Raw genomic sequence first — 4,423 nt, 5'->3', positions numbered from 1 at the left:
CGCCGGGCTCGTCGACAAGTCCGTGCTGTGCCGCGAGCCGGGGCCCGGCGGCGTGCGGTACCGGATGCTCGACACGCTGCGGCAGTACGGGCTGGAGCAGGTGCGGCGGAACGCCGGGGAGGAGGGCGCCGCCCGACGCCGGCAGCGGGACCGGATGCTGCGGTGGGCCGAGGAGTGCGAGCGCGGCTGGTTCGGGCCCGGGCAGCCGGAGACCGTCGCCCGGCTGCGCGCCGACCGGGACAACCTGCGCGCCGCCCTCGACTTCAGCCTGTCCACCCCGGGAGAGGCCCGGGCCGGGCTGCGGCTCGCCGGCACCCTCTGGTTCTACTGGCACGCCTGCGGCGCACCGCGCGAGGGCCTGTACTGGCTCGACCGGGCCCTGGCCGCCAACCCCGAGCCGACCTCGGAACGGGCCCGCGGCCTCTGGGTCGCCGGACTGCTCGCCGCCGCCACCCAGGACTTCCCCCGCGGCCGCCGGGACGCCAGGGACGCCCTCGCCCTCGCCCGGGCCCTGGGCGACGCCGCCGAGGCCGCCCACGCCGAGTACGTCATCGGCGTCCTCAGACTGTTCGGCGACGACCTGCCCGGCGCGCTACGGCACTTCGAGACCACCGTCGCCCGCGGCCCCGTGCCCGGCCAGCACCTCAGCGTCGTCGGCCTCGACCAGGTCGAACTCGCCTGCGCGCTGGGCTTCCTGGGCGAGGCCGACCGCGCCGTCGAGGTGTGCGAGCGCGCCCTCGGACTGTGCGAGCGGCACGGCGAGCAGTGGGTACGGTCGTACGTGCTGCGCATCCTCGCCCTCGCGCACGGCGTGCGCCGCGACTGGGCCCGGGCCGAGCGGCACGCCCGCGAGGCCCTGCGCCTCAAGCTCGCCGTCCACGACGCCATCGGCATCGCCCTCACCCTCGACCTGCTCGCGTCGATCGCCACCGAACGCGGCGCCCACCGGCACGCGGCCGTGCTGCTGGGCGGCGCCGACCGGGTCTGGGCCGACATCGACGCCGCCCGCTGGGGCGCGCGCACCCTCAACGCCGCACGCCGGGACAGCGAGGAGCGGGCCTGCCGGGCCCTGGGACGGGACGCGTTCCAACGGGCCCACCGGCGCGGCGCCGGCCTCGGCCTCGCCGAGCTCGTCGGCCAGGCGCTCCAGGAACCGGCCCGCCCGCACCCCCGCGAGTCCCGGGCCCCGCACGACGACCCCCCGGTCCGTCTCACCCGCCGTGAGACCGAGGTCGCCCGGCTCGTCGCCGAAGGGCTCGCCAACCAGCAGATCGCCGACCGTCTGGTGATCGCCCGACGCACCGCCGAAGGCCATGTGGAACGCATCCTCAGCAAGCTCGGCTTCAGCAACCGCAGCCAGATCGCCGCCTGGGTGACCGCCCAGCGCTGACCCGCCCGTACCGCGACCCCCGAGGGGAACCCACCCATGACCACCCGACACCCGCCCGCACCCGCCGCGTTCGACCACCGCATGGCCGTCTTCGGCACCGACGACGACTTCGTGGCCGCCGCCCTGCCCTTCCTCCGCGAAGGCCTCGCGGCGCCCGGCGAACCACCCCCCGTGGCCATCGCCGACCCCCGCAACCTGGACCTCCTGCGGGACGCCCTCGGCCGGGACGCCAAGGACGTCACCTGCATCCCGCACACCGACTGGTACACCGGCTCCGCCGCCAACGCCGTCGCCCAGGCGGCCTCCTACCTCACCGCCCACGCCGGTTCCGGCGGCAGGATCCACCTCCTCATGGAGCCCGTCTGGAGCGGCCGGGCCGGCCGCTCGGCCCGCGAGACCACCGAGTGGATCCGCTACGAGGCCCTCGCCAACCTCCTCTTCGCGCCCATGGCCACGACCGCGCTGTGCGCGTACGACACCCGTACCGCCGGCCCCGCCGTCGTCGCGGCGGCCCGCCGCGCCCACCCCGGCACGGAGGTGTACCAGGACCCGGTACGGCTCGCGGCCGAACTCGACGCCGTGCCGCTGCCGCTGCCCCCGGCCGGTGCGCGGCCGCTCGCGGAGCCGCACGCCGCGGCCGTGCAGGCCTGGGCGGAAGGGCGGGGACTGCCCGCCGCCGACGCCGAGTTGTTCGGCGCGGCCGTCGCGGAGACGGCGGCGGCTCTGTCGCCCCTCGACGGCACCGCCCTGCTGTGGGGCGAGGCGCCCGCCTGCGTCTGCGAACTGCGCTCGGCCCGCCCCGTCGCCGACCCGCTCGCCGGCTTCGTCCCGCCACCGCCCACCGGCCCGGAACCCGGCCCGGGCCTGTGGTACGCGCGGCAGGTCTGCGCGTACGTGGACATCCGCGACGACGCCCAGGGAGCCACGGTCCGCCTCCAGTACGCGTAACCCGCCCACCTGCGCGAGCAGGTAGGGGATCGGGTAGTCCTCCCCCTGCGCCGGACCGGCCCCCGGGGAGACCCTGGAGCCATGCTGCAACTCTCCGGGCGCCACCTCCCGGACCCCGACGCCAGGTACGGCCCGTTCCCGCAACCACCCCTGGGAGCAGGCCACCTGAGCGTCGAGTACGCCCCCGAGCCCTCCGCCGTCCGCGAGGCCCGCGCTCAGGTACGCAGGCAGTTGGAGGGCTGGGGGATCGCGGAGCGCGGCGAGGTGGCGGACGTGGCGGAACTGCTCGTCGGCGAACTGGCCACCAACGCCCTGGTGCACGCCGAGAGCCGCTTCCGGCTCACGCTCTTCGCCGCACACGGCGTACTGCGCTGCGAGGTGGCCGACACCGAACGCCGCGTACCCCGGGTGCTGGACGCCGGCACCGGGGAGAGCGGCCGTGGGATGTTCCTGGTGGACGCGCTGGCCCAGCGCTGGGGCTGCCACCGGGACGGGCCGGGCAAGACCGTGTGGTTCGAGCTCGGCACGTGCGGATCGGGCGGCTGTGGTCGGCGACAGCCGTGACGCTCCGCTGGTCGGGCCTTGGCGGAATGCCCAGCCGCCTGGGCCCGGCCTCGGTCTGCGGGTTCGTCGTGGCCGTTCGCGCAGTTCCCCGCGCCCCCAGGGGGTTTCCGCTAAGGCCCTCTTGTCGGGGCGGGCTCTTTGCGGTTTGTTGACCTGCATGGCGGACACCACAGGAAACACCACGGACCACGAGGCGTCGCAGCACCCCCGGCCCCGTAAGGCGAGTTGGAAGCACATCGGGCCGGGCATCGTCGTCGCGGCGACCGGTGTCGGCGCCGGCGATCTGGTCGCCACACTGATCGCGGGCAGCAACTTCGGGTACACCCTCCTGTGGGCCGCGATCATCGGCTGCCTGGTGAAGATCTCCCTGGCGGAGGCGGCGGGCCGCTGGCATCTGTCCACGGGCCGCACCCTGTTCGACGGCTGGGCGAGCCTCGGCCGCTGGACGACCTGGTTCTTCGCCGTCTACGTCGTGGTCTGGGGCTTCGTCTACGGCGCGGCGGCGATGTCGTCGAGCGCGCTGCCGCTCCAGGCGCTGTTCCCCGGCGTGATGGACCTGACGTGGTGGGGCATCGCCTGCGGCCTGGCCGGTCTGGTCTTCGTCTGGTTCAACAAGTACGCGGTGTTCGAGAAGGTCATGACGGTCCTGGTGGGCGTCATGTTCCTGGTGACGGTGTACCTGGCGATCCGCGTCACACCCAACATCCCCGACGCCTTCGCGGGCCTCCTGCCGGTGCTGCCCGACGAGAAGGACTCGATCCTCAACACCCTGGGCCTGATCGGCGGCGTCGGCGGCACGATCACCCTCGCGGCGTACGGCTACTGGGTCAACGCCAAGGGCTGGACCGACACCGGCTGGATGAAGGTCATGCGCCTGGACAACCGCGTCGCCTACGCCACCACCGGCATCTTCGTGATCGCCATGCTCTTCGTCGGCGCGGAGCTCCTGCACTCGGCGAACATCGCGATCGCGAGCGGCGACAAGGGCCTGATCCAGCTGGGCGACATCCTGGAGGACGAGTACGGCGCGGCGACGGCGAAGTTCTTCCTGATCGGCTTCTTCGCCACGTCGTTCACCTCGCTGATCGGCGTCTGGCACGGTGTGAGCCTGATGTTCGCCGACTTCGTGGCCCGGCTGTCGGGCACGGGCCGGGCCAAGGGCGAGGAGGTCGCCTCGGGGACACGCGAACGCTCCTGGCCCTTCCGCGCCTACCTGCTCTGGCTGACCTTCCCGCCCATGATCCTCCTCTTCGAGGGCCAGCCCTTCCGCCTGATCATCATCTACGGCGTCCTCGGCGCGGCCTTCCTGCCCTTCCTCGCCGGCACGCTGATCTGGCTCCTGAACTCCCCCCGCACGCCCCGGGAGTGGCGCAACGGCCCGCTCAGCAACGCGATGCTCGCCGTCGCCGGCCTGCTGTTCCTGGTCCTGTGCGTGAAGCAGATCTGGGACCAGCCGTGGGGGGAGTTCTTCTGAGGCGGAACAATGGCCGGATGACCCAGCACCCGCCACCCGGCCCGGGC

4 protein-coding genes are annotated in these 4,423 nt (G+C 74.0%); all 4 read left to right on the top strand.

All coding sequences use genetic code 11. The features are described from left to right. Window positions 1-1,390: ATP-binding protein (locus CCL05_RS40910; protein WP_244204577.1), on the top strand; the 1,390-nt coding region annotated here is incomplete at its 5' end. Between the two features lie 36 nt (window positions 1,391-1,426). Beyond that, a complete protein-coding gene (locus CCL05_RS40905; RefSeq protein WP_086565639.1) occupies window positions 1,427-2,338 on the top strand; it encodes an MEDS domain-containing protein in 912 nt (303 codons plus the stop codon). 81 nt (window positions 2,339-2,419) lie between these two features. Continuing rightward, window positions 2,420-2,902 carry an ATP-binding protein gene (locus CCL05_RS40900; RefSeq protein WP_086565638.1) on the top strand — a complete coding sequence of 161 codons (483 nt, stop codon included), beginning with the start codon at window positions 2,420-2,422 and terminating at the stop codon, window positions 2,900-2,902. Between the two features lie 157 nt (window positions 2,903-3,059). Further along, a complete protein-coding gene (locus tag CCL05_RS40895; RefSeq protein WP_086565637.1) occupies window positions 3,060-4,376 on the top strand; it encodes an Nramp family divalent metal transporter in 1,317 nt (438 codons plus the stop codon). Window positions 4,377-4,423 lie beyond the last annotated feature (47 nt).

The sequence above is a fragment of the Streptomyces africanus genome (assembly GCF_002150735.1).
GTDB classification, from domain to species: domain Bacteria; phylum Actinomycetota; class Actinomycetes; order Streptomycetales; family Streptomycetaceae; genus Streptomyces; species Streptomyces africanus.
Note: the sequence above shows the minus strand (reverse complement) of the source record. Positions and strands in the feature narration are given on the sequence as shown.

Coding starts and splice junctions, on each gene's coding strand:
- CCL05_RS40905 (WP_086565639.1), top strand. CDS start 1,427: ATGACCACCCGACACCCGCCCGCACCCGCCGCGTTCGACCACCGCATG.
- CCL05_RS40900 (WP_086565638.1), top strand. CDS start 2,420: ATGCTGCAACTCTCCGGGCGCCACCTCCCGGACCCCGACGCCAGGTAC.
- CCL05_RS40895 (WP_086565637.1), top strand. CDS start 3,060: ATGGCGGACACCACAGGAAACACCACGGACCACGAGGCGTCGCAGCAC.